Source organism: Bacteroidales bacterium, assembly GCA_014860585.1.
GTDB lineage: Bacteria > Bacteroidota > Bacteroidia > Bacteroidales > 4484-276 > RZYY01.
Genome location: JACZJL010000010.1, coordinates 1 through 22,870, shown reverse-complemented (window position 1 = coordinate 22,870; position 22,870 = coordinate 1). Strand labels below are relative to the sequence as shown.

Below are 22,870 nucleotides of genomic sequence, written 5' to 3'. Positions count from 1 at the left end.
AATCCTTATTTCGATTTTTGTACTTATTTTTGTACAGAAAGGAGACGAAAATGTTAACCACAACGATTTCGGATTTTAGAAAAGACATCAAAAGGTACCTTGATGAGGTCACCTCCAATTTTGAAACGCTTGTCATCAATAGAGGTAAAGATACCGGTGTTGTTGTCATCTCGCTCGACGAGTACAACGCGCTGAAAGCCACGCAGCACGAACTGTCCTCACGGGCAAACGAACTGCGACTGGATGCCGCCATTGAAAAGCTAAAAAAAGGAGAAACCTTCGAAAAAGAGCTGATTGAGTCATGAAGTACATATTTGTCGAAGAATCATGGGAGGATTATCTTTACTGGCAAACGACCGATAAGAAAATCAATGAACTGCTAAAAGATATTTCACGGCATCCCTTTACCGGCCTTGGAAAACCTGAACCACTCCGACATAAATACAAGGGCTTCTGGTCGAGGAGAATTGATGGAGAACACCGGTTGATTTACCAGGTTAAAAATGACGAAATTCTGATCGCGAAATGTAGGTTTCATTACGATTGACACAATTTTTTGTAAACTAATTTGAAGTAGCAAAAAAGCTCCACATGAGAAGGTTAGTGTAATAAAATCGTTGAAATACAAATGCAAAGAACTTTCTTGCTGATATTAGTTTGACAACTTGTTGTTTGGTAATAACACTATTTTTGGCTTGACATTTTCAGTTCATTGAGTCAACGATAAAAATAAAAATGGGTGAAAACCGTACAATATTTTCTTCCAGTATCAAATCAGTGTACAGTTTTAGCTTAACAATAAATGAGTTGTATGCCATTTATGAAAACCATATTGCTGACAATATTATTCTCAATCTCAGCTAATTTGACTTTTGGTCAAACTGACTATTCTATGCATTCAATTGAGTTCTTCAAGAACGATAAAGAAAAGAATATCAAGGTGTCAGAAGTTTGGATAGTTGTGGATGGAACTAAAATCAAGGGTGAAAAGGTCGGAGAGTTTTACCGATTTCCAATAATTGATTCTTCCAGCACATTTGAATTTGGAATCAAGACAAATAGAATGGAATTTGAATCAGGTTCATACAAAGCTTGGAGATTAAATAACGGTTCAAATATTACTCTTGGAAAAATAACCCGTATTGACAACCTTCTCTCAGTTGCGGAATATAAAGGGATGGAAGAATTTGATGACGATTACGAAATCTTTGAAAAACGTTTTTTCATCGCTGATGATACTTATACGATTGACATTAACGAGTATGAAAAAATCAAACGACTTGATTACATAATTATTAATCCAAATCAGGAAGGAGACGGAAGTTACGTCCTGACACAAAAAATTATAAAATTGAAAAAATAAAAACGGCATACAACAGCACCTAAGAAAACATGGGGCGGACAGTGGTTTCCGCAAGGTTCGTTCTTTGTGGCTTCCTATGTCACGGCGGACAGGAAAGTGCTTCGAAAAGCCCCACTTTTCTTAGCTGCGACCCGTTTTATGCAATAAACAGCTAACATTAAACAAAATGAAAAAAATTTTATTAATCAGTTCCCTTCTGACCCTTTTTACAGGTTACAGCTTCGCTCAATGCGACGAAAATGAAGTTGAAGTGAGAGTAGAAATAATGACAGATGATTGGGGTTATGAAACTTCCTGGACCTTGTCCGATCTATTGGGCACTATAGTCATGCAAGGTGGCCAGAATGGAGTTTACCAAAACAACACGAGCTATTCTGATAGCATCTGCGTTCTTTCTAATGAGTGCTTGTTTTTTGAGATTTATGATACATGGGGAGATGGCATTTATGCTCCCGGCGGGTGTAAGGTTTATCTGGATGAAATGCTTGTTTACAGTGCTTCCAATGACATTGGATCTTACGCCATGACCGTTGTGAATTGCTGGGATTCATGTGGTATGATTCTTACTGCGCTTAATGATCTTCAGGCACACATCAATGGAGCAATCACGCTTGACGCCGAGGAACTCACACTGATCAGAAATGTTTTCACGTTATTCCCGGAATGTCTGGCCGGCAGCGAATCTAACATATTGCTATCAAAAAGTGTGGTTGAAGATTATGATAATGAAATAGGGGCACTTTTTACCACTCCCACCACCGAAAACGGCTTTCCCAAGGACCCTGCAGCAGCACCGGGTATGGAACTGGAACGGGCCATGTTTGCCCTTCAGCAGGGAATATTCGATTGTGTATTCACCCCAGAAATTTATGCAGATTATCCACAACACATAAATGGCTGGAAGTTCAATTCGTGCTCCGTTTTCCCCGGATTTGTTGACCCGCCGGCAGATTCATCCGCAAGTAATTCCGCACTCATCCTGGCAAATTTTGAAGACCCGGATGGGATGAACCCCTACTTCGATATTAATGGAGATGGAACCGATCATGCCCTTCGACCTACGGGTCTGTATTTATCTCCCGGAAGTATAGCCAGTGTTACTGTGCCTGATAGTTTGGTTGGCCAGGGCTATTATATCAGAGTAGGGTCTCATGAATGGGATTTGACCGACAGAACCTATTTCAGACGATTTGACAGGATATCGCGGAAATTTCCAATCACTTCAACGACAACAGAGGTTTTCAATCCGTTTGGAGGAGCGATTTCGGTTCTTGTTCCCTACGGCGCCAATGATGGTATTGTCGGGATCAGTGTGAGCAACGGTGTGGAAGCCCCCTTCTTTTCGCTGAAGTCATTTTATGAAACCCCAGACTTCAACGCCGAATTCAGCAAGCCTGGTCCCTGGGCTGTCTTTGAGACAGAAAATGTCATGTTCACCATTCCTAAGCATTCTATTGCCCCTTTTCAGTATGATCTCATGCAAGCCATGCTGGACTGGGAGTCGGCTGTACGGGGTGTCAATTCCATTTTAGCCAGACAGATCATTCCCGACAAACACAATATGTATATGATTGCTGATATAGATATCAGAACTGGCTCTTATTCAATCGGCTATCCGATGTCTAACACACCGCTGAACTATACCAATGTCCCCGGCCCGGCTTATTTTATAAACGGTCCCGGACCTGATGATGAGACAAACTTTCATGAAACCGGGCATGCATTGGCGATATCTAAATTTCCGGGTGAGGAGGAGGCCCTGGTCAATGTACCATACATCATGGCTATGAATTATGGCCTCGATGTCGACCTGAATGTAGCGGTGAATTACAGCTTCGTTCCGAATACGTTTGACATCGACAAGACCGCCACCCATAGAATAGTCTCTAATACTTTTGGTTCAGAAAGAGATATTTCCAATACTACAACCGACGAAGTACGATACCAGCACAGAGGGTACGGACACTATTTTGAGATCGTTAATATGTTTGGGTGGTGTCCGCTCAGAAATTTCTGGAAGCAGGAATTCATGGACTTTGAGAATGGAATCATCCATGGCGGCAACGACCAGGAGATTGACAGCAGGATCATCAGGATGTCGGTTGCGGCGCAGGCCGATCTGCGTCCTTTGTTCCATGTTTTTGGAATTCTTCCACAAGATTCAATTGCGGTACAAGACACGTTGGCCCAGATCGGTGTACCGCAATCCCTCACGGTCTACAACAGACTGCAAGACTATTTCGACCTGATTCCTGAGGACAACGCGGCATTCGTCAATTACGCCCTGTCGGTTTACCCTGACCTGTACACGAATGGCCCGATAGAAGATCCTGATTATGGGGTAGGATGGCATTACCAGAAATCATTGACTTACGATGCAGCCGAAGCCCAGATCCGAACTGATATCCTTCAATCCATCATAGAACTCTATTATCCGGATGGTGAACCTGCGGGCAATGGTAATCCAGACGTTTGCTGCTTGCTTGACACCATGAATATCTACATGGTTAATGAAGTCATTATCGTGACGGGAGGCGTACCACCCTATGATATTTCCATTGACACAACTGGAAATGTTATGACTGTAGCCGTTGTGGATTTCGATGGATGTGAATCTACTGCTCAATTCATATTAACAAGTTTAACCGATGAAGAAGCGGAGGGACTTAGAATATACCCTAATCCTGCTTCGACAGAAATCTATATTGATTTTACAGGAGGTAATAAACAAATAGAGAGCTTACGAATAGTTTCGATTCATGGTCAGGTACTTACTCAATCCCGAAAAGCTGATCGAATTAATATATCTGCACTAAAAGAAGGGGTGTATTTACTGCAAATCGAATTGGCTGGTGGTGTACAAATAAGTAAACGAATTTTGATTTTGAGGTAGAGAAGACCAATTAAATGTAACATGATAACTGCATAGAACAGCGACTCATAGTGCATGCCGAAGGTAATGAAAAATAATAAAGATAATAGTAAAAATGAAAATGGTGCATTTTTATAAAAACAGTACAAGAAAAGCGGCATGCACCATAGCCGCGAACCGTTATAGGGCATTTTAAAAGACGACAGTGAAACAAATAACAAACTTAATATTAGGACTGACTTTGCTTCTTTTCACATCTTGTGGACAAGGACAATTGAAAACACCAGACAATGCAATGACAAAGTTTGAAGAGTTCAAAAACAAAGAAAAATTTTTACAAGATGACAAACTTTTTTATCCAGGAATTGGCGACCCGAAACTGAAACCTATTTTGACAGAGAAAATCAATCTTGTCGCAGACGACTTTAAAAAACTTGCGGACAAAGGAAACTCAACAGATAAGGATTATCAAAACGCAATTAAAATCGGACTTGAAAGATTCGCTGACCTTTACTTGCAACTTGACACAGAAGACCGAGAAAGAGTTTGTAGTTACTTTGAAGAACTAATGGACATTGTAGGACTTGAAAGTTCAGGTGGACATTTGAATAACTTTATGTATGGATTTGACCCTTCAAAATAGCAACCAATTGAAAAGGGCTTTTAAAATAATTGGACTATGTATTATTGGACTATTGTGCTTGGGACTGTTCTTTTATATGGATAATTCTCAGGACTTGAGTGCCTTATTGAAAAAAGCTGACAGGTTTAGAACAGATTGGGGATTTGGATTTTATGCAATTGTAGGTTTGATAAAAATGGTTTCATTAATTTCCGGAGTGACAATTCCATTTGCACTTACAATACTGATAATAAGACAAAAAATAAAGAAAAACGCCCTATAACAGCGTGTTGTATGGCATTAAAAAACAAATGACCGTAAAAGTTAACCAAAAAATAATCTATGAAACAGGAAGTCCCAAGTATTAAAAATTAACTTTGCTATGAATCTTAAAAAATAAAAGAAAATGAGACATTTGAAATTTTTTCTTGTTCTAATTTTATCTATATTAACCGTTTTTTCAAGTTGTGAAAAAGTCGAAAAAAAAGTCGAAATTGAGACTTCTGACAACTTAGAACAATTTGGTATTCTTGGAAAATGGAAACTTGAAACAAGAACAATAAATGGAATTACAGATTTATCAATTCAATGTTGCGATTATATTATCTTCAAACCAGATAGTGAACCTGATAACCTAAAGGGAGAATTCACGGCTTCTGGAGTTGGATATGAAACAAACGGTGTATTTGAATTAAACCCTTCAAATAGTATTATTTATTTTAATTACGATAATTCTCAAAAATCTTATGAGTTTCAAATTTCAGATAACCTGACAACTTTTACATATAATGAAAATAATCAAGAAATCATCGAAGATTGGAGGAAAGAAGAATAATAACGACCATTAATCACTGTATAATAGTAATGCGGGCTAAAATACTAAATTTGAACGAATTGAATATTAAATAACATATGGTTAAACCGAAGGTGAAGTGCTTCTAATCCCGCACTTCGCTTATAATTGACCGTTACCAGGCAAAAGCACGACGAGACCATCATCCTAAAATGCCGGTATCATTACGATTGAGGAAATAACCATTCAACAAATTTTTATTTCAAAATGATCACAAGAATCACAGAACTTTTCAGGATAAAATACCCCATCATCCAGGCGGGGATGATCTGGTGCTCGGGGTGGCGGTTGGCTGCCGCTGTTTCGGAGGCGGGCGGGCTGGGGCTGATCGGCGCCGGCTCGATGTACCCCGATGTGTTTGTGGAACACCTGAAGAAAATCAAAGTGGCCACCACTAAGCCTTTTGGTGTGAACCTCCCGCTGCTTTATCCGCAAATGGACGAAATCGTTGAAATCGTACTTCGCGAAAAGGTGAAGATCGTTTTTACCTCAGCGGGTAATCCGAAGAAATGGACCCCGGTGTTCAAAGATCATGGAATAACGGTGGTTCATGTCGTTGCAGGTTCCAAATTTGCCATCAAAGCCCGGGAGGCCGGGGTGGATGCCATCGTTGCCGAAGGTTTTGAAGCTGGGGGTCACAATGGGATTGATGAAACCACGACGATGGTCCTCATCCCCTTAATCCAGAAAATTGTTGACCTGCCACTAATTGCAGCAGGCGGGATTGGAACAGGCCGCCAGATGCTGGCTGCCTTTGCGCTGGGGGCTGACGGTGTGCAGGTGGGAAGCCGGTTTGTGGCCTCTGAGGAGTCGTCGGCACATCCGATTTTTAAACAAAAGGTTATCTGCGCCAATGAAGGCGATACAAAACTGACGTTGAAACAGGTGGTTCCTGTAAGATTAATCCGGAATAAGTTTTTTGATGAAATCGAGCAAATGCAAAATTCCGGAGCATCGGTGGATGAAATAAAAACTCATCTCGGACGAGGTCGGGCGAAGTTGGGCATGTTTGAGGGAAACGCCGACGAAGGGGAATTGGAAATTGGCCAGGTTTCGGTATTGATCAATGAAATAAAGCCAGCCGGAGATATTATTCGTGAAATGATGGCTGAATTTTTAGAGGTAAAAAGGGGGTTGTGCGGTTAAATCTACTATTTGACTGATTGAAAATCTGCAGTAAATACCCGGCTGCTTTTCAGATAATAGGCAGCCTTTGGGTTGAGGTATTCAAGACTGAAAATTCCCATCGCCGGCCAGAATACGTTTGTTCCTGCCACTTCTTTGATCATTTCAACATGTACCAGGTTTTGACCAAAAACATCTTCAATTTGCTTTGCGCTGTCAGACAATACGGGGATCATGTTCCATCCTTCATTAATTTGTACCCATGCATTATCAGGCAGATAGCCCTGAATGATCAATGTAGCTGATTCACTCACTTTCAAAGCATAACCAAGATGGTAATTCCAATTTTCTATTGAATTCGTACCTCCTTCAGGATAAACCAGCCCTTCAATATCATGGAGAGCAATAAAGTTGGCGCCCAAAGGGGCAACAATGAACGGGATCTCAGTGTTGTAAGGCTCGAAAAATGTTGAAATGGAATTCCACCCTTCTTCAAGCGAAACAGATAAATTAATTACAGTGCCTCCAAAAAAAAACCTGGCAATCACCGGAAGATGGTCTGAAGCGCAGTGCAACGCATCGGCAAGGACCTGTGAAACGCTGCTGTTTGGCTGTTTGTTAACGCTGTCGTTGTAATGAAAACCATCGTTTCCAACAGCCCATGTGGAATTAGGCATATAATGAACCCCACCAGGTTGTTCGATAGCACTTGAGAAAAGAATCATATCGAACCGATCATCGAGACCACCAGAAGCACCGCCTCCAAATTGACGTGTTCGTGTGCTTTGTGTGTGAAAACGGGCATGTTCTGCTTTATTCCATGTTCCGGTCAGGCTGATGGGATCAATGAAATGCCCTTCAGACTCCTGGTTATTGTAGATCAGTGCCTGGTAGGCTGGTTCTGAAGATTTATACATGTTAAAGTCACCACAGACAACAAAATTGCTGCCGGCCGGGAGCGAGTTGGTGATGTTTCTGAGTGCCATAACTTCCTGCAATCGCTGTGTTTCGCTGGCTGATCCTGAACTCGCTTTGAGGTGAACCGAATAAATACGAAGGGTATCCCCCGTGGGCTGAAAAACCAATTTGAACTCGCTGATGTTGCGCAGTGCCGTTGGGATTGGTGTATTGCTTACGAAAGTAAACCGGTCGTGTTTGTAAAAAACACCATTATCACTGTCAGGACCGTCGATAAAAATACCTTTTTGATAGGATGTATCCAGCGCATTAGAATGAAAAAGATCAATGGCGCCCTGTGAAAAGATTTCCTGTACAATGAGAATATCTGGTTGAAGGCTGTCGAGCACTGTTTTAAAGCAGGGTAACCTATCCGAACTGTTTTCGCTAAACTTAAGCAGGTTGTAGGTCATCAGAGTAACCGACTGCTGGGTGAACACGAAATTTGAAAAACAAAGAAATGCCAGGATTAACATTGTGTTCCTGGCTTTTTGAAATACTATGATCACTGTTTGCTGATTTATTTTCTGGTGCAAAAGTAGTCGATAGTTTTAACATGGAAAATTCATGAAATTCTTTAATTTTTTGATTCTTAGAGTCTTGGTGTCTTAGTGGCAAAAAGAAAAAGTTGCCACAAAGGATCAAAGACACAAAGATTCACTAAGTTTATGAATAAAGAAGGCTAAATAAAATTTCTGACAAATTAATTAAGACATTGCCATTTTTTAAAAGAATTGTATCTTTAACCCTTTAATTTAAGGAGTTATCAATCACAAATCATTTGAAATTATGAAACAGTTAACCCTGACCCTAACACTGCTGGTACATCTCTTTATCAGCCCCAGCAAAGCCCAATGGACTTCCAACCCGTTAGAGAATAACAGTATAGCATCAAAGACAGGTGAGCAGGCTTTGCCAAAAATCGTAACGCATACTGACGGCTCTGTTTACATTTGCTGGTTCACAACCGAGACCGGAAGCTATAACGTAAGGCTTCAATGCCTTGATGATACAGGAAACGCATTATGGGGAGATAATGGCATCCTGGTAAGTAGCGAGCCTCAGGAAACATGGATCACTGATTATGATATGGCCATTGACCCAACAGGTCATGCGATCATAACTTTTATGGACATACGCACGGGCAACCCCAATCCGGTTGCTTACCGAATTTCGCCGGAAGGGGAACACATGTGGGGCGCAAGCGGCATTTTACTGGCTAACAACAGCAATTTTGACCCAAGCCCGAAAGTGTGTGTCACCGAAGAAGGAAATGCTGTATTTGCCTGGCAAAGTGCGCCTTCCGGGCCATCTGAAGTTCGACTGCAGAAAATTTCACCAGATGGCCAAAAATTATGGGGTGATGAGGGTATTATCCTTTTGCAATCCGGCGTCAGTTATACTTCGCCCAACGTTTTCCCGGCCGATGGTGACCATGTATTTTTTACCTGGTACAGGGAAACCGGCCCTTTTTACGCACCCAACCGTGGGCTTTATGCTCAAAAGCTGGATGTTGACGGAAGTTTTATGTGGGCATCGGAAACTGTAATCTATGCTCCTGTAGCTTCAGGACCTGTGTATTATCTTGAAACCTGCCGGGACGATGAAGGCGGGATTATTTTTACGTGGTACAGGAATCACAGCGGAACACACTTTCACTGTTATATTCAACGCATGACCTTCGACGGACAGATCACCATGCCTCCCGCCGGAGCATTGATGTCAGTTTCGACAAACCGCAACCATTTTTACCCGGTTCCGGCATTTCTTAATCAGACTCAGGAAATAATTTGCTTTTTCAGCGAACAGGATTTGAATCAAAATGATAGGGGATTCTATGCCCAAAAATTTGATCTTGCAGGAAACCGGCTTTGGACGGATGAAGGTAAACAGTTGATTCCCCTGGGCAATAATGATTATGGGCTTTTTATGGCAGACGGACATAACGATAAAGCCATTTGCATTTATCAGGCTGCCGACTTTGGCAACAGCGTTGACTCAAAAATGCAGGCCGTGATGCTTGACGCTGCAGGAGATTATGTGTGGCCGGCTCAGTTTATCAACTTATCAACTTATCAAAGTGAAAAACTCCACAATGTAATGACAGGTTATTTCTGGGGCCAATGGGTAACCGTTTGGGAAGACAGGCGCAATGATAGCGGAGATATTTTTGCCCAGAATATTCAGCCTGATGGAACGCTGGGTGCGGTTACCACAGCCATTCATTCCGGGAATCCGAATCATGCAGGTCCGGTTGAAGTTTATCCGAATCCTTTTAATGATTACGTGAACTTCTCAGCTGAAATTGAAATTGCGACAATTAGCATTTATGACAGTAAAGGAAATTTGGTTTTATCCTCAGGTTTTCACAATTCAGCTATAAATATTGAAACCTCATTTCTATCCAGCGGGTTATACTTTTACCAAATTGTTGCTGATTCCGGACAAACAGTTCACGGAAAAATCGTTAAACAATAAACTGATAAACACTTTTTCTTTAACTACTTAATCTATAATTATCATGCGTAAAATTTACAGAGGTTTAATGGTAGCAATGATACTGATAGCATTCGAAGGCTATTCGCAGAGCTACACTTTACAAAAAACAACGACTGATCCACAGTTTGGCCAACAGGTTCAAACGGAAACAGTCACAAAGTTACCGGACGTTGACCATTCGTTTATCGTCGGGGGAAATGCAAAAGCGCCGGGCATCAACTGGCAATTCACCGATCCGGCTTCTATTGGTTCGGCGGTGAAGGTTTCGAAAGACGAGGAATTGACTTATGTGGCCTGGTGGCTCAACAATATACGGGTATCGCTGTATGGCAATTCCTCAGCACCTGTGTGGGAATCCCCCGTCACGGCAGACTTTGAATTCCCCATTGATATGACGCCGGATGGTGCATTTTTGGTGGTTGGTTTCAGCAACCTGGTAAGGGTTTATGCTACTGCAACACAAGCCCTTGTTTGGGAAAAAACCAGCCCGGGTTCGGTAACCCATGTCAAAATCAAAGCAGATGGTTCACAGGTTTTTGTTGCTGAAAACGCACCCGCAGGGCAGGACAAAGCCAGCGTAAGTGCATACAATGTGGGAGAAAATGATCCCATTTGGTCAACCGATTTCATCGGAACCGGTGTTGCTTTTGCCATTTCAGGGGACTGCTCAAAACTGGCTTTCTGCCAGTACCCTGGCGCCAATCGAATGTGGATTCTAAATGGCGCCAACGGGGAAATCATTTTCGATGCATTTTATCGCAACCAAAATCCTCCGGCTTTCAGTCATGACGGAAAAATAATTATTTCGGGGGATTACGGCGGATATGCCTATTTGCACGAATTTGATGAAAACACAGGATCATACTACGAAAAATGGAATTTCAAAGTTGGCGGCGGAGGCACCTCAGCATGGGTTATTGGTGTGGATGTTTCGGCTGATGGTTCAACGGTTGCCGTTGGCACATTGGTTTTTCTTGCTTCTGATTTCGATGGCGAAATGTATCTTTTTAATACCTATTCGAATATTCCTTTATGGGTTTACGAGCACACCGGGGACGAAATTTCTTCTATTTCTGTTTCTGGTGATGGTTCGCTGATTGCCGCCGCCGGATGGGGACCTTTGAACAATGCAAAACCAGACTTTTTTTTATTTCGCAAAGAGAGCAGCAATCCGCTCTTTACAATAACCACCCCCGGGTCTTTAAATTCCGTTGATCTTTCGCCCGATGGAACTTATTGCAGTGTTACCGGCAAGGCAGTTCATGCCCGTGTGATGGGCAGCGGCGGATTGCTTTACAATATTAACACAGACCCGGGTGGAGGAACCATAGCCGGGACAGTTGTACTTAATGGGGCAACAACCTCTGAAAATGTCAAGATCCAGGTTCAGGGGATCGAAGATTACTTTGGCTACACTGATGTTGATGGAAATTATGAAATCAGGTTTGTGCCTGCCGGCAATTATACTGTCGTAGCTTCAAAAGTAGGTTACTACCCTGTTGAGCAAACCAATGTTGCAGTTACAGAAGGGGGCACTACCGATTTGGATTTCACACTTTTACCCACCGGAAATCCGCCAACAAGCCTGTATGCCACACACGGTGAAAGCTACAGTGTTACACTGAGCTGGAATCACGAAAACCCTTCTGGCACATCCGGGTTCAATATTTACCGGAAATCCAATCCGGAGGTTCAGTTCCCCGAAACACCTCTCGCAACTGTTGGCAACAACCTGCTGGAATTTGAAGATGTGGATGTTAAACCGCTCACTACGTATTATTATGCAGTCACAGCAATGCTTGATCAGGGAGCGCAAAGCCCCTACTCCAACATAGCAGAAGGCTGGATGGCTTCAGGATTTGTGGTTAATGAAATCAGTGCCTACACCGGTTCTACACCCACCATTGACGGCACATTATCGACAGGTGAATGGGACGATGCGTTTATGATGGATGCCTCCGACTTTTTTGGTACTTATGATAATAATCCCAACCCAATGGGCAGCGTCACCATGTTTTTCAAAGCAAATGAGGAAATGACCGAATTGTATGTTGCCTGTATGGATGAAAACAAACCAGTTTTGCTTGACAACTTCACTGTAGCTCTTTATATTGATGATAATAATGATGGTACTTATCCTCCAACCGGAGATGATACTGAAGGAAACTACTGGGCAAGGTATTTTGCCGCAGGAAACGTAATCACTTACCGGCCAATTTATAACACTGGCGGTGTTGGCCAGAATTTGAATCTAACTGACCCGCAGGTTGCTGCCTCCGATGCAACCGGTTACGTTGTGATGGAACTCGTAATTCCGATGGGTGATGACGAAGTGTGGAAATTGAATCCCAATGAAATGGACCAAAGTGGTTTATTTTTATTTACAACAGGATTCGACGGGTACTGGCCTGCACTTAATCAGCAGATATTCTATCCATTAACATACGGACCCATTACGTTTGGCGCTGATAATAATGTACCTCCGCCACCGGACGAACTGAGTATTCACTGGAACAGCCCGACTGCACCAATCCTGATCAACATGGAGTGGAACCAGCCTGATATCAATGACTTTGATCATTTCAGGGTGTATATCAACGAGGGAAGTGGTTTTGAACTGCTCACCGAAACCATTGGTACCCAGGTTTTCTACCTGACCGAAAACACTGATTATACGCTTTTCTATGTAACCACTATAGATAAAGCAGGGCAGGAGTCTGAACCTTCGGCAAACATGGTTTTTGATGTTACTACAGGGGTTACAGAAATTGTTGATGCTGTCCAACTCCATGTGTTTCCAAATCCGACATCAGGGAATACAACCATCTCTTTTACGGTCGAAAACCCGGGGATTTACTCGATTTCAATTTTTGATCTGGGTGGTCGCCTGGTGAAAAATGTCCATCAAAGCCATCTTGAGCGTGGTGATTATGTATTCAGGTGGAATGGTACCAATGATAGTGGTACAAGGCAAAATACCGGTATCTACTTCCTTAAGGTTTCCGGAAACAATCTCGATGTGATCGGGAAAATCATCAGAATAAATTAGAGGTCAATTGAATAAAAACGGCAGGGAATGGTCTCTGCCGTTTTTTTTAGTAGCACCCGTAGTTTTTACTTTTGAGCAACAGGTTTACTTCATCTTTATCGAAATAATCCGGATCATATTCGGTACCCAACCAGTCCGCAGCATTTTTATAACCGTCACTTTTAGGATCTTTAAGTTTTTCGATTAAATCAGTATAACCAAAAATGCCACCAGAATCTTCGGGGGGGCAGCGCATTTTTCCTGCTAAACATACAGGGTGCTTGAGTACCTGATCCATTGGTAAGGTTTTCTCGAGCAAAACGCTGTGCTCCCAGCTGTCGCCAAAATCGTATTCATACACAATAGCATCTTTTTCAACCTGCAAAAGGTCGTGCAGCCTTACTTTTTTATAATCAACAGTATCCAGGTTATCCCAAAAAGGGTCGTCTTTGATGGGTGCGGTGTAGTGCTTTTTACCTTGCATAAATTGGTGCAAATGGGCGTTTTCCCAGCCCATTGCCGTTTGAATCACCTTGTGGAGATCGGATAATAAAATGTTGGATGGAACAAGCAAACGCCTCCAAATCTTTGGCTTTGAACCTATTAATGATACCTGAATCTGGTAAATTTCTTTTTTCATTAATAAATACTTTGATATAAGTTAAAGCAATTTTCAGGGATTTATTTTATTATTTACAACATTTTAAGAAACCCGATTTCCTGAGGTGTAAGTAACCTGTAACGACCGCGGGGAATATCTTTTTTTGTAAGCCCGGCAAAAAGCACCCGGTCGAGTTTCGTCACTTCGTAGCCCAAAGACTCAAACATACGTCTTACGATCCTGTTTTTACCAGAATGCAATTCTACGCCGATGTCTTTTTTATCAGCGCCATTGCCAACGTAACTAACGCCATCTGCTTTTATAAAACCATCTTCGAGCTCAATACCTTCTTCGAGTTTCTTCATGTCATTTCTCGTAAGCGATTTATCAAGGTAAACGTGGTAGGTTTTACTTATTTTACTTCGTGGATGGGTCAATTTTTTCGCCAGATCCCCATCATTGGTAAAAAGCAATAGCCCGGTAGTGTTTCGGTCGAGGCGGCCAACCGGGTAAATACGTTCTTTGCAGGCTTTTTCAACCAGCATCATCACTGTATTTCGCTTATCCGGATCGTCGGTAGTTGTGATGTAACCTTTTGGTTTATTCAGCAATACATAGCGCAGTTTTTCCGATTTAAGGGTTTGTTCGCCAATTTGCACTTTGTCGCTCAGGCTTACCTTGGTTCCTACTTCAGAAACCACCTTATCATTTACTTTCACTGCCCCGGAGATGATCAGGTTGTCGGCCTCGCGACGTGAGCAAACACCTGCGTTGGCAATAAACTTATTCAATCTTACCATGCCACTTTCGGCAGGTTGTGCAGTTTTTGGTTTTCGCACCTCCGATCTTTTCTCGACCTGCCCTGGACGGGTAGTTCTTTTAACCTTCCCTTTGACAGCTGATTTGCGTTCTTCTTCATCATCCCGGAAGCGCTTACTGATGAGTTTACCGGTAGTTTTCGACCGTGACGGAGCAACTTTTTTTTTCACAAATTTCGAAAAGTCGCCGTGTTTGTTTTTCTTTTCACCACCAGTGTTGCGTGGTTTTTCAGTATTGCTCATAAAGCGTTTAGGATTGGGTGGCAAAATTAATAAAACCAATAGTAAATCAGCAGAATATCGTTTGTTTTGTTCAAAGTTTTTTTAGATAGGCAGCGTAAGAAGTTAATGAGCAACGAGCAGGTTGCATCCACGTAATTCGGCCTGATCGAACCGACCGAGCACTTCAAAGGAGCCATCCTCGTGGAGGCGCCCCAGGTCCTGTGTGGCAATAAAACAGCAGGAACCAAGATTAGCCAGGTCAATGATATTGATTCCACCGACTGCATTTTTTCCAATGATGGTTAGCGGATCATTCACATCACGAATGAGCACCCTGAGCCATGACGGGCCGACAAAACTGCCTTCACCCTTTGACCAGGCCTGCGAAAAAAGTTCTGTCATCCCGTATTCAGCATGAATTTTCCCGACACCAAAACCGGAACATAAAAGCTGGTGTAATTCTTCACGGACTAGCTCTCGTTTTCGGCCTTTCATTCCACCCGTTTCAACAATAATTGTATTTTTGAGATGAAATTTATGATTTTCGATTAAATCGAGTAAAGCATAACTCACTCCGATCAGCATGATTTTTTGTCCTTCATTGTCAAGGCGAACAATAGTCTTGGCCAATTCATCCCTATTTTCCAAATAAAAGCCACTTTCAGGGTGTCGGCTGCTTTCAATCAGTTTTCCGGCCATATAAACCAATGAGGAACCTTGTCGTTCGAGATACGAAGGAAGCAGCGCCAGGATGCAATATTCATCTGCATTTCCATAAAACTCACGGAAAGCCCCCATGAAACTTTCTTCGTAAAGAGACAAATCGCTATAATAATGCTTACTGGGTATCATCCCACTGGTGCCGCTGCTTTCGAACCAATGTTGTGGCATTTTGTTTCCGGAATAAACTACCTGGGTTTTAAAAAATTCTACCGGCAAAAAAGGAATCTGTTCAACCGTTTTTACATCCCCGGGGCGAATGCGCAATTGGTCAGTAAAAGTACGGTAAACCTTGTTGGTTTGATACTGATAACGAAATAATTCAAGCGCGGTTTCGTTGAAACTCCCGGGAGAAGTAATCGAAAAAATCTTCGTGCTCAGATGTTGAATATTCATTTTAATACATTAAGAAACCCAGATCGCTGGTTGAAAACGACAACCAGCAGGTTGATATTGCCACTGCTTATCTTTGCTATGATGGTTTCGTGTCTCCAAAAGCAGGAATATCCTGACATTCCTTCGTTAAAATACGAGCGGTTTACAACGTTGGTGCATCCTTCGGGATATGACTCCGCCGGTGTTTTATTGCTGAGCTATACCGATGGAGACGGTGACCTGGGTATAGCAGGTTTGGATACATCTTCCTACAATTTCTTTGTAACATATTACCAGATGGAAAATGGTGTGCTGAAGCCCGGCACCCGCTATAACGCGGTAACGGGACAGTATGATACCATCTTTTTCAACAACCGGTTTTACAGACTTGCCCCCCCAGGCTATACCGGCTGGATAAAAGGTGAAATCGAAGATACCATCAAACCGCTTTACGATCCCCGCTCAACCAAAACGTTTGATACGGTACAATACAAAATTTACATGGTTGACCGTGCCGGCAATTACAGCAATACCGTCGAAACGCCGCTAATCATTGTTAAAAACCCGGATTAATTTATCCTCCGGTTGTTGATAATTATCCTTCTCCTGTAACCGCAATAATCCACGGGATTACCTAATTTTGCAACGTTTTCTATAATCAGGCGATGAAATATAAATCCTACGAGAACAGGAAAATCATATTAACAGGCATTGTATTGGTGGTCAGCATACTATTTATCATCAGGCTGTTTTATGTACAGTTGATCGACGAAAAATATGTGTTGTCGGCCAATAACAATGTGTTGCGTTATATGACCCAATATCCTGCCCGTGGACTGGTTTATGACCGCAATGGTGAGTTGCTGATCTACAACGAAGCCGCCTACGATCTGATGGTAATTCCCCGACTGGTAAGGAAAATTGATACGCTTGAGTTTTGCCGTCTTGTAGGCATTTCTAAGGAAGATTTCATATTTAAAATGGATCGTGCACGCAACTTCTCCACCCATAAATCATCCGTTTTTGAACCTCAAATTCCAAAGGAGAGCTACGGCTATATCGAGGAAAAGCTTTACAAATATTCCGGTTTTTATGTACAATCACGAACCTTGAGGAAATATCCGCACTCCACGGCCGCGCATTCCCTGGGTTACATTGGCGAGGTAAGTCCCTGGGAAATTGAAAAGAATCCTTACTACAAAATTGGGGACTACATAGGGAAGAGCGGGATAGAAAAAGCTTATGAGACGGAGTTACGGGGACAAAAGGGGCTAAAAATAAAGATGGTGGATGTTTTTAACCGTGAAAAAGGGAGCTACCTTGAAGGACGTTACGATACATCCGCCATTTCGGGTAATGACCTTGTCATGACTGTTGACCTTGTCTTGCAGGAATATGGAGAGCTGCTGATGAAAAACAAACGGGGAAGCATTGTTGCCATCGAACCGGCAACAGGTGAAATCCTCGCCTTAATTTCCAGCCCCTCCTACGATCCCAACCTGCTGGTTGGCCGTATTCGAAATCAAAACTACCCCCTGCTCGAAGCGGACACATTAAAACCACTCTTCAACCGCGCACTGCTGGCGCAATATCCTCCCGGTTCAACATTCAAACCAACAGGAACTCTTATCGCTCTTCAGGAAGGGGTTATTAACGTAAATTCAAGATTTCCCTGCGGTGGCGTTGGCGCCGTGCCCATTAAGTGCAGCCATAATCATTATTCACCGCTTTCGTTACTTGAAGCCATAGAACAATCCTGTAATCCCTATTTTTGGAGTGTTTTTAAAGCTGTAATTGACAATCCCAAATTTGGCTCAACACAAAAAGCCTTTGAAAAATGGCGTGAATACCTGCTGAGTTTTAACCTGGGAAGAACATTTCAGAGCGACCTGCTTGTTGAGCGCTCAGGGAATGTTCCCAGTTCTGAATACTATGACAAATATTTCGGGAAAAACAGGTGGCGTTCGATGACCATACGATCATTATCCATCGGGCAGGGTGAAATCCTGGTTACTCCGCTTCAATTGGCCAACATGGCAGCCATTATTGCCAATCGGGGTTATTACTGCGACCCCCACCTGGTCAAAACAATAAAAAGAAATGGAGTGTCTGAAATTCTTAAACCCGAAAAGCGGATCACCATGGTCGACCCGAGGCATTATGACATCGTAGTTGAAGGTATGCGTCGCGTTTATGCCGGGGACCACGGAACAGGCAGATGGTATGCAGATGAGAATTTATCGATGTGCGGGAAAACCGGTACTGTGCAAAATCCTCATGGAGAGAACCACTCGTTGTTTATGGCATTTGCCCCGGTTGACAATCCCAAGATTGCTATTGCCGTCGTGGTCGAGAATGGCGGTTTTGGAGCTACTTTTGCCGCTCCGATTGCTACGCTGATGATGAAAAAGTACATTCAACGTGATTTTGAAAAGCCTCCTTATGAAGCCCGGATAATTGAAGCAAATCTATTGTACAGGTGAGATCAAGAAATAACTTAATACAGAACCTTGACTGGCCAACAGTGACGATCTATCTTGTGATGATCATCTTCGGTTGGTTAAATATCTATGCTGCAGTTTACAACGAAGAGCACCAAAGCATCCTCGACATTTCTCAAAGCTATGGCAAGCAGATGATCTGGATAGCCACTTCGATCTTGCTGGCCATGATCATCCTGATTATTGATGCAAAATTCTACTCGGTGTTCTCTTATGCCATCTATGGATTTATTTTACTTGTATTGGTTGCAGTGCTGGTTTTTGGGAAGGAGGTCGCCGGTTCAAAATCCTGGTTACAAATTGGCAGTATTGGTCTGCAACCTGCCGAGTTTATGAAATTTGCCACCGGCCTGGCATTGGCAAAATACCTGAGCACATTAAGCCTTGACCTTAAAGAGTTCAGGCAGTTACTCAAAGCCTTTGTCATCATTGCCATTCCTTTGCTGATGATCGAATTGCAGAATGACACAGGAACCGCCCTGGTTTTTGTTGCCTTTTTCCTGGTTTTTTACCGGCAGGGGATGCCGGGAACTTTCCTGTTTATAGGGGTTGGAGTGCTGGTATTGTTTTTCCTGACCTTATTAATTCAAAACCTGATCCTGATCGGATTACTGGCAGTTTTGATGATCGTGGCACTTTTCCTGATCAACCGCACACCGAAAAATATTGTGATGATCATTTTGATGTTTCTGGCATCCACAGCATTTGTTTTGAGTGTGGATTACGGTTTTCATCAGTTAATGAAACCCCATCAGCAAACCCGCGTGAAAGTGCTTATTGGCCTCGAAACTGATTTACTTGGCGCCGGCTATAATGTTCACCAATCGCTGATTGCAATTGGTTCGGGGGGTTTTTGGGGCAAAGGATTTCTAAAAGGAACCCAAACCAAATATAATTTTGTGCCTGAGCAAAGTACCGACTTTATCTTTTGTACTGTTGGCGAAGAGTGGGGCTTTATTGGCAGTCTTGCTGTAGTGGTTTTATTTGCGGTATTGCTCATCCGGCTGATCAGGCTGGCTGAGCGACAGCGTTCGGTCTTCAGTAAAATATATGGCTACAGCGTTTTCTCCATTCTCTTTTTTCATTTTGTGGTTAACATTGCCATGACCCTCGGTCTATTCCCGGTCATTGGGATTCCTTTGCCCTTTTTCAGTTATGGGGGTTCATCACTCTGGTCTTTCACCATCCTGCTGTTTATCTTTCTGAAATTGGATGCCGACCGGCTGAATGTGCTTTAGTCAGATCTCAATTTAATTCCGGAAGTCACCCCGTGAATAGCTTGCGCACAAAAACTAAAACTGAAAATCCGGTGATCTTCAGACAGAACTCACGGGTAACCCGATCAATCAAATGAGGCAGCGCCTCGTCTCTTATCCTTTCGTGTAATCAGTAAAAGGAGTGCGTACATCTTCAATTTTCAAAATCACTGATCATAGCCAACATTGCTGACAAAACTTTCGTAATTCTCCGGTGTGATGACCCTGAAAGTGTGATTGGGATAAGCATTGGTAAAGGTCTTCGACAAACGTGGGATTTTCTTTGCATTCCATTTGAATTCGGCTGCATGAAGCACCCCATCCCGTTCTTCAATAAAATCAATTTCCTGTTGATCCTGTGTGCGCCAGAAATAGCAGTTGCTCCAAACCTCGTTGTAATGCAGATATTTCATTCTCTCGCTGATGATGAAATTTTCCCACAGTGCGCCAATGTCCTGTCGAAGCTCGGGCAAGGCAAAGTTGGCAATGATCGCGTTCCTTATTCCATTGTCATAAAAATAAACTTTCCGGGTACGCTTGAGCTCACTGCGCAAATTTCGCGAGAATACACCCAGCCGGAAGATCACATATGCTTTTTCAAGAATAGTGATGTACTTTTCTACGGTCTCATTGTCCAGGTTGATTATACTGCCCAGTTCATTGTAAGAAACCTCACTACCAACCTGATAAGCCAATGCCTGAAGTAACTTGATCAACTTATCGGATTTGTTTATCCCATCAAGTTTAAGGAGGTCCTTGTAGAGGTAGCTATCCGTTATTTCTTTCAATACTTTGCGCTCTTTTCCCGGTGAGGTGAGCACCTCCGGATAGAAACCATAAATAAGACGATCAGGCAGTTTTCTCATCTCATCGAGAAGTCCGTGATGATTGATCATCTCCTGCGTGGAAACAGGAAATAGTTTGTGTTCCCACTTTCGCCCGGTTAGGGGTTCATTTATCTTGTTTGACAGATCAAATGATGAAGAGCCTGTGGCTACTAACTGAATGTCCTGCAAGGTATCGGTTATCAGTTTGAATTTCAGCCCAACATTTTCTATTCTCTGAGCTTCATCAATGACTACGATTCTGTTATCTCCAAATATTGACTTCAACCTTACCGAATTTGGATTTTCAAACAGCGCGACTACATCGGGCTCATCAGCATTGAACCAGATAACTTTTTCACGATTTGCGAAAATTTCGTTCAATAGCGTTGTTTTCCCTGTTTGTCGTGCGCCCATTATTATCAGCGCTTTTCCTCCAAATAGCTCCTTTTCGATGCTAATTTTTAATATTCGTTTTATCATAAAACTCCAGGTTTTGCGATTTCATTCGCAAAAATAACCCTTTTTTTGCGATTCGATTCGCAAATTCTGGACTTATTAATCAATCCCATTTTCTTTCCATTTTTTCCTGAAGTTGCAAATCTGTTACTTTTGCGCTCCGTGTTCAGCTTAAGCTCATGCCTGCGTTTCTGATTATCTGGTGGAGTTGGAAAGCCCTGACAGTCCGGCACGTGCGGGACTGTCAGGGCTTAACCCGTTGAAAATAAGGTAATAAGGTTTTAATCTTTTGGGATCGGGCTGATCTACTAAGGTTGTTTTTTAGGGATAAGGTTTTCTGAACCTATGCAGCCATTTTTGAAAACTGGAAATTGCCGGAATTGCTTTTCCCTGGCAGGCTGGAGCCTGCCATGATAGACCGGACGAGGCAGAGCCTCGTCCGAACACACGTTCAGCTTAGGCTCCAGCCTAAGCTGCATCTATTTCTGCAGGCTCCAGCCTGCGTTTCTGATTATCAAGGGGTTTGAATTCAAAATGACCTGGCTGATTCTTTTTGTTTCCCACCGGAAAAGCAAAACCTTATCCCCTACCCAAACCTTAGTAGAAATGGTAATACATTGAAATTCACTATCCCTGATCAGTGAAATCCTCGGGCTGGCTGATGAATGTCTTAAGATTAGCAACCCGGTGAAACATCTGCAGTTTGATTCATTTTCAAATATTATCTTTATGTGGTCGCGCTTATGGTGAGTATTTACAGAAGGTTTAAACACGGATTATCCAGTTTTTGTATTTTTGCTTTTGCAAAATCAATTGATGACCCTATGGAAAAACAACAAATTGAATCACTCCAAAAGTTGACATGGGCTGAAAAGTTTGATCTGATCCAATTATTATGGACTGATATCGCCAGTGAAAACGAAAGGTTGGATATACCTGAAGATCATAAAAAAATCCTCAGGCAGAGACTTGATCGAATTGATCGTGGAGATGCTAAATTTAAAAGGTGGGAAGAAATCAGATCGAAATACATTCAGGCATGAGCCAATTCGAATACGTTCTGCTCGATTCGGCGGAGGATGATCTCGACGAGACCTTTATCTGGTATGAGTTGCACAAACAAGGACTTGGCGTTGAATTTATCCTTGAAGTTGAAAAAACATTCTTGCGCATCAGTCAATTCCCCCTGGCAGCAGAAAAGAATTTCGAGAATACTTTCAGATTGGTGATGAGGAAGTTTCCTTACAGTATTTATTATCGCATTGATCTCACCACCTTTCATGTTCATATTCTCGGCGTTTTACACCATAAACGAAACCCAAAGACACTGAAAGACAGGATGTAGTGAAAAAGTCACCACATGAGTGGTTTGCAGCGGGACGCAAAGTTAATAATCGGTTCGGACTTACGCGGCGGCTTGACCAATTGAATAGTCCTGTCAGGGCTCAATCCATTGAAAATAAGGTAATAAGGTTTGATAACTTTTGGGGTCGGCCAGCTCTACTAAGGTTGTCGGCAGACCTGACAGGTTTTTGAAACCTGTCAGGTCTCAGACATTTTTGAACACAGGAAATTGCTGGAATTGTTTTTCCCTGGCAGGCTGGAGCCTGCCATGATAGACCGGACGAGGCAGAGCCTCGTCCGAACCCGCGTTCAGCTTAGGCTCCAGCCTAAGTTGCATCTATTTCTGCAGGCTCCTGCCTGTGTTTCGATTATCAAGGTTTGAATTCAAAATGACCAGGTTGGTTCTTTTTGCTTCTCGCCGGAAAAGCAAA

Annotated in this window: 20 protein-coding genes; 15 read left to right on the top strand and 5 right to left on the bottom strand. The window is 42.6% G+C overall.

Features of this window, described 5'->3' with window-relative positions; translation table 11 throughout:
- Positions 1-50 precede the first annotated feature (50 nt).
- The 8 genes from IH598_01075 (at position 51) to IH598_01040 (ending at position 6,856) form a co-directional block, all read left to right on the top strand.
- Positions 51-305 carry a type II toxin-antitoxin system prevent-host-death family antitoxin gene (locus IH598_01075; GenBank protein MBE0637095.1) on the top strand — a complete coding sequence of 85 codons (255 nt, stop codon included), beginning with the start codon at positions 51-53 and terminating at the stop codon, positions 303-305.
- A complete protein-coding gene (locus IH598_01070) occupies positions 302-547 on the top strand; it encodes a Txe/YoeB family addiction module toxin (GenBank protein ID MBE0637094.1) in 246 nt (81 codons plus the stop codon). The genes IH598_01075 and IH598_01070 overlap by 4 nt, the downstream gene beginning before the upstream one ends.
- Positions 548-892: 345 nt before the next feature.
- Positions 893-1,363 (top strand): hypothetical protein, encoded by a 471-nt coding sequence (locus IH598_01065; GenBank protein MBE0637093.1) that lies wholly within the window; start codon positions 893-895, stop codon positions 1,361-1,363.
- Between the two features lie 166 nt (positions 1,364-1,529).
- Positions 1,530-4,256, top strand: a complete 2,727-nt coding sequence (locus IH598_01060; protein ID MBE0637092.1) for a T9SS type A sorting domain-containing protein — start codon at positions 1,530-1,532, stop codon at positions 4,254-4,256.
- A gap of 274 nt (positions 4,257-4,530) precedes the next feature.
- Positions 4,531-4,878: a DUF4844 domain-containing protein gene (locus IH598_01055; protein MBE0637091.1), complete on the top strand. Its 348-nt coding sequence runs from the start codon at positions 4,531-4,533 to the stop codon at positions 4,876-4,878.
- Positions 4,879-4,885: 7 nt separating this feature from the next.
- Complete coding sequence (locus IH598_01050; protein MBE0637090.1) at positions 4,886-5,140, top strand: hypothetical protein; 255 nt, start codon at positions 4,886-4,888, stop codon at positions 5,138-5,140.
- A 123-nt stretch (positions 5,141-5,263) separates the two neighbouring features.
- Positions 5,264-5,692, top strand: a complete 429-nt coding sequence (locus tag IH598_01045) for a hypothetical protein (protein ID MBE0637089.1) — start codon at positions 5,264-5,266, stop codon at positions 5,690-5,692.
- Between the two features lie 225 nt (positions 5,693-5,917).
- A complete protein-coding gene (locus IH598_01040; protein MBE0637088.1) occupies positions 5,918-6,856 on the top strand; it encodes a nitronate monooxygenase in 939 nt (312 codons plus the stop codon).
- 5 nt (positions 6,857-6,861) lie between these two features.
- Here IH598_01040 and IH598_01035 read toward each other — a convergent pair whose 3' ends face one another.
- The gene (locus IH598_01035) at positions 6,862-8,268 is read right to left on the bottom strand and encodes an endonuclease/exonuclease/phosphatase family protein (protein ID MBE0637087.1); all 1,407 of its coding nucleotides are present in this window, start codon (positions 8,266-8,268) and stop codon (positions 6,862-6,864) included.
- A gap of 313 nt (positions 8,269-8,581) precedes the next feature.
- On the opposite strand from IH598_01035, the gene IH598_01030 reads away from it, so the two are divergent.
- Both IH598_01030 and IH598_01025 read left to right on the top strand, forming a co-directional pair.
- Complete coding sequence (locus tag IH598_01030) at positions 8,582-10,270, top strand: T9SS type A sorting domain-containing protein (GenBank protein ID MBE0637086.1); 1,689 nt, start codon at positions 8,582-8,584, stop codon at positions 10,268-10,270.
- Between the two features lie 43 nt (positions 10,271-10,313).
- A complete protein-coding gene (locus IH598_01025; protein ID MBE0637085.1) occupies positions 10,314-13,340 on the top strand; it encodes a carboxypeptidase regulatory-like domain-containing protein in 3,027 nt (1,008 codons plus the stop codon).
- Positions 13,341-13,386: 46 nt separating this feature from the next.
- Here IH598_01025 and IH598_01020 read toward each other — a convergent pair whose 3' ends face one another.
- The 3 genes from IH598_01020 to IH598_01010 all read right to left on the bottom strand — a co-directional run bounded on the left by IH598_01020 (position 13,387) and on the right by IH598_01010 (position 16,076).
- The gene (locus IH598_01020; GenBank protein ID MBE0637084.1) at positions 13,387-13,959 is read right to left on the bottom strand and encodes a plasmid pRiA4b ORF-3 family protein; all 573 of its coding nucleotides are present in this window, start codon (positions 13,957-13,959) and stop codon (positions 13,387-13,389) included.
- 53 nt (positions 13,960-14,012) lie between these two features.
- The gene (locus IH598_01015) at positions 14,013-14,981 is read right to left on the bottom strand and encodes an rRNA pseudouridine synthase (GenBank protein MBE0637083.1); all 969 of its coding nucleotides are present in this window, start codon (positions 14,979-14,981) and stop codon (positions 14,013-14,015) included.
- 102 nt (positions 14,982-15,083) lie between these two features.
- On the bottom strand, positions 15,084-16,076 hold the full coding sequence (locus tag IH598_01010; protein ID MBE0637082.1) for an acyl transferase: 993 nt from the start codon (positions 16,074-16,076) through the stop codon (positions 15,084-15,086).
- A 30-nt stretch (positions 16,077-16,106) separates the two neighbouring features.
- Between IH598_01010 and IH598_01005 the strand changes: the two genes are divergently transcribed.
- From IH598_01005 to rodA, 3 genes are all read left to right on the top strand, one after another.
- The gene (locus tag IH598_01005) at positions 16,107-16,628 is read left to right on the top strand and encodes a hypothetical protein (GenBank protein MBE0637081.1); all 522 of its coding nucleotides are present in this window, start codon (positions 16,107-16,109) and stop codon (positions 16,626-16,628) included.
- 92 nt (positions 16,629-16,720) lie between these two features.
- Positions 16,721-18,538 (top strand): penicillin-binding protein 2, encoded by a 1,818-nt coding sequence (gene mrdA, locus IH598_01000; GenBank protein MBE0637080.1) that lies wholly within the window; start codon positions 16,721-16,723, stop codon positions 18,536-18,538.
- Positions 18,535-19,794, top strand: coding sequence for a rod shape-determining protein RodA (gene rodA / locus IH598_00995; protein ID MBE0637079.1), 1,260 nt, complete (start codon positions 18,535-18,537; stop codon positions 19,792-19,794). The genes mrdA and rodA overlap by 4 nt, the downstream gene beginning before the upstream one ends.
- Before the next feature lie 185 nt (positions 19,795-19,979).
- Here the strand turns inward: rodA and IH598_00990 are convergent, their stop codons facing one another.
- Positions 19,980-21,119, bottom strand: coding sequence for an ATP-binding protein (locus IH598_00990; GenBank protein MBE0637078.1), 1,140 nt, complete (start codon positions 21,117-21,119; stop codon positions 19,980-19,982).
- Positions 21,120-21,919: 800 nt separating this feature from the next.
- Here IH598_00990 and IH598_00985 point away from each other — a divergent pair.
- Together IH598_00985 and IH598_00980 are read left to right on the top strand one after the other, a co-directional pair.
- A complete protein-coding gene (locus IH598_00985; GenBank protein MBE0637077.1) occupies positions 21,920-22,138 on the top strand; it encodes an addiction module protein in 219 nt (72 codons plus the stop codon).
- Positions 22,135-22,440, top strand: a complete 306-nt coding sequence (locus IH598_00980) for a type II toxin-antitoxin system RelE/ParE family toxin (GenBank protein MBE0637076.1) — start codon at positions 22,135-22,137, stop codon at positions 22,438-22,440. Before IH598_00985 ends, IH598_00980 begins: the two co-directional genes overlap by 4 nt.
- The last annotated feature ends 430 nt before the right edge of the window (positions 22,441-22,870 follow it).

Bases quoted from the DNA above. Each gene is read 5' to 3' on its own strand.
- IH598_01075 (MBE0637095.1), top strand. From the start codon at position 51: ATGTTAACCACAACGATTTCGGATTTTAGAAAAGACATCAAAAGGTAC.
- IH598_01070 (MBE0637094.1), top strand. From the start codon at position 302: ATGAAGTACATATTTGTCGAAGAATCATGGGAGGATTATCTTTACTGG.
- IH598_01065 (MBE0637093.1), top strand. From the start codon at position 893: ATGCATTCAATTGAGTTCTTCAAGAACGATAAAGAAAAGAATATCAAG.
- IH598_01060 (MBE0637092.1), top strand. From the start codon at position 1,530: ATGAAAAAAATTTTATTAATCAGTTCCCTTCTGACCCTTTTTACAGGT.
- IH598_01055 (MBE0637091.1), top strand. From the start codon at position 4,531: ATGACAAAGTTTGAAGAGTTCAAAAACAAAGAAAAATTTTTACAAGAT.
- IH598_01045 (MBE0637089.1), top strand. From the start codon at position 5,264: ATGAGACATTTGAAATTTTTTCTTGTTCTAATTTTATCTATATTAACC.
- IH598_01040 (MBE0637088.1), top strand. From the start codon at position 5,918: ATGATCACAAGAATCACAGAACTTTTCAGGATAAAATACCCCATCATC.
- IH598_01035 (MBE0637087.1), bottom strand. From the start codon at position 8,268: ATGTTAATCCTGGCATTTCTTTGTTTTTCAAATTTCGTGTTCACCCAG.
- IH598_01030 (MBE0637086.1), top strand. From the start codon at position 8,582: ATGAAACAGTTAACCCTGACCCTAACACTGCTGGTACATCTCTTTATC.
- IH598_01025 (MBE0637085.1), top strand. From the start codon at position 10,314: ATGCGTAAAATTTACAGAGGTTTAATGGTAGCAATGATACTGATAGCA.
- IH598_01020 (MBE0637084.1), bottom strand. From the start codon at position 13,959: ATGAAAAAAGAAATTTACCAGATTCAGGTATCATTAATAGGTTCAAAG.
- IH598_01015 (MBE0637083.1), bottom strand. From the start codon at position 14,981: ATGAGCAATACTGAAAAACCACGCAACACTGGTGGTGAAAAGAAAAAC.
- IH598_01010 (MBE0637082.1), bottom strand. From the start codon at position 16,076: ATGAATATTCAACATCTGAGCACGAAGATTTTTTCGATTACTTCTCCC.
- mrdA (MBE0637080.1), top strand. From the start codon at position 16,721: ATGAAATATAAATCCTACGAGAACAGGAAAATCATATTAACAGGCATT.
- IH598_00990 (MBE0637078.1), bottom strand. From the start codon at position 21,119: ATGATAAAACGAATATTAAAAATTAGCATCGAAAAGGAGCTATTTGGA.
- IH598_00985 (MBE0637077.1), top strand. From the start codon at position 21,920: ATGGAAAAACAACAAATTGAATCACTCCAAAAGTTGACATGGGCTGAA.
- IH598_00980 (MBE0637076.1), top strand. From the start codon at position 22,135: ATGAGCCAATTCGAATACGTTCTGCTCGATTCGGCGGAGGATGATCTC.